Annotated in this window: 2 protein-coding genes and 1 pseudogene; 2 read left to right on the forward strand and 1 reads right to left on the reverse strand. The window is 59.5% G+C overall.

From position 1 onward, the window contains the following. Window positions 1–289: 289 nt before the first annotated feature. Window positions 290–691, reverse strand: a pseudogene (locus ACFHWU_RS28920) (IS1380 family transposase); the annotation flags it as partial. A 557-nt stretch (window positions 692–1248) separates the two neighbouring features. On the opposite strand from ACFHWU_RS28920, the gene ACFHWU_RS28925 reads away from it, so the two are divergent. Beyond that, window positions 1249–1623, forward strand: coding sequence for a hypothetical protein (locus tag ACFHWU_RS28925; protein WP_416592266.1), 375 nt, complete (start codon window positions 1249–1251; stop codon window positions 1621–1623). A 42-nt stretch (window positions 1624–1665) separates the two neighbouring features. Then, on the forward strand, window positions 1666–2262 hold the full coding sequence (locus ACFHWU_RS28930; RefSeq protein WP_416592267.1) for a hypothetical protein: 597 nt from the start codon (window positions 1666–1668) through the stop codon (window positions 2260–2262). Window positions 2263–2365: the final 103 nt, after the last annotated feature.

The raw sequence follows: 2365 nt of genomic DNA on the forward strand, positions 1-2365 counted from the left end.
CCCGCACCCAGCCCAAAACCAGCAGTATTGCCAACAAAACGACCAAAGTTTAGGTCAGTGGTCCCGGGGCTCGCTGGCGTTCGCGAGGTGGCGCTGACACACGTTGAATTGGCGAAATAACGTGCGTCAGCGTCACCTCGACGATGTCAATCGCGGCCGGCCGGGTCGCGCAGGATCGCCGCGAACGTGTCTCTGATCAACTCGTCCGTCGGGGCGTCTAGGCCGAGTTTCGTCAGGCCACCGGTGAGTCGCAGGATGGTCAGGCCGTGGACGGTGAACCAGACAGGGTGTCGGCGCCGGTCAGGATCGGTGCCCGGCCGGCCAGACCGATCAGGGTGTCGCGGGCGGCGGCCTGTAGCTGCCGTACGTGCCCGTGGGTGAACGTACGCAGGAACGATCCGAGCGTCGACGGCGCGTACACGCTGCCGAACAGCGACCGCATGCCACCGTGCCGGGCGATGTCGAGGTCGTCGATGCTGTCCGCGCCCGCGAGCATCCCGGCCATGATCGTGGCGACCTTCCCGGCGGGGTTCGCGCCCTTGTCCGTCGGCAGCCGCACCCGGTCGGTGACCGCGTCATGCAGACCGGCCTGCTCGGCCAGGCGCATCACCGGAACGAGACCGGCACACGACACCAGATTCGGATCGTCGAACGTCGCGCGCACCACCGGCGCGTCCTGGCGTGTTCTCACCTGCGAGGTGCCCTTTCGAGCCGAACATAGAAGCTTCGCAACTCCTATCATTCCAGCTCAGAGGGCACCTTCTACCCTCGGGGCTTCGCCAACCCGGCCTTCATCGGTGGATCGAGGCTCAGGCAACTGCCGCCTGCCAAGCCCACTAACACGGACCCGCTGACCATGAATATTACTCATGTTCTGGTTGTGTGTTGACCAGCGCGGGTACCCTACCTACCGACAAGACTGGTTCTCTGACGAACACTCTAGCTGTCTCGGCCGAATTTCAGACCATCGACCAGGCAGCCTAATGGCTGCTCTGACCAGCAGTTACTTGACGGCGTACTGGTGCTGCTTATGCTGCATCGTGCAGATCGAGGGCTGGCGCGAGCTGTGATGCCATTGTACGCTCGTCGGAGCGGACAACCATAACTTATGCGTCAGTTCCGATTCGAGGAGATGAATGCTTGCGATGCATGCGGAGTATCGGGAATCTGCCCCATCGAACTGCTATAGGAGTGCAAGATTCGGAAGGCTCGTCGTTTGTATCCCGTGCCGATAGGTTAGGGCACGTCTTGATCGTCGCTCTATTTGCGGCATTTGTGATCCTAACTACCGCCTCGCTGGCGCAGGCCGCTACCTATTTCTATTACGCCAATGATACGCCCACCGCAGAGCTTCAGCACCGCTACTCGGGTGTGCGACCTTCAATTTCCGGCGGTATGGCCAGCTCTATGCTAGGTGGTGACGCCGGATCTGCGTACAACGTCATCGAGACGTACTATTCCTACCCTGGCTATCAGACCGTTGGTTATGCTTCTTCGGGAGGGACGGTCTACTTGTCGCATGCCCAGGTGGTGGATGCTTCACAGAAGTTTCATTGGGATTGGCCGATCGCAGGCGGAACGATTCCCGGGGAACTGGATCTGACCTGTGCCTCAAGAAATTGATCGTATACCCTACGGGCAGTCACGAAATGATGGGAGTTTCGAGTGCGAGTTCCGGCTCTCGGCGTAACGGCTGGCGTCGCGGCATTGATCGTGATTTCGACTGCGCTTCCGGCGCTTGCCCAGGATGCGCCCCGCGTGGAAGTCGAGAGAATGTTGCCTATTCTGGCGCTTCCACAATCTGTGCAGGATCGTGTGCCGGAGGATGTCGACCTGGGTCATCTCGGCAACGTCTCACGAGAGTCGGTGCGATTTCTTGGCGAAGATGATATCGCGGATTACTGGGTGGGGCGCTCTGGAAACACGCAGGTGTGTTTGATCGTCAAGATTTCTGGAGGAAATGGTGTATCGGCTTCTGCATGTGCTTCCCTGACAGATTTTTACCGGACGGGACTCGGGCTCGGTGCTGGCGAAAGCGTGAACGGTTCTGAGGGCTCTATCGAAGCTTATTTACTGCCTGCGGACATCGATCCGATCGATCTTGGTGCTGCGCGCCACATGAAACAAGCTTGGCAAGGAAGGCCTGATGCTCACTTGCTGACTGTCCGACCTCAGGTCGGATCCAACTGGAAGGGGTCCGAAGTCGAGCGAGACAATGGAATCTCCTTCCGGTTTACCCCTATCTCATCCAAGGGGAGATGAGAAGTGATCCTCATGCTCGAGTGACTGGATAGGTTCCTGATCCCGGTGGTGCTGTCTGCTGTGGATGCTGGTAGGTTGACCAGCCATGCCCGCCGATCCGCCG

The organism is Micromonospora sp. LOL_015 (assembly GCF_048060275.1).
GTDB lineage: Bacteria > Actinomycetota > Actinomycetes > Mycobacteriales > Micromonosporaceae > Micromonospora_E.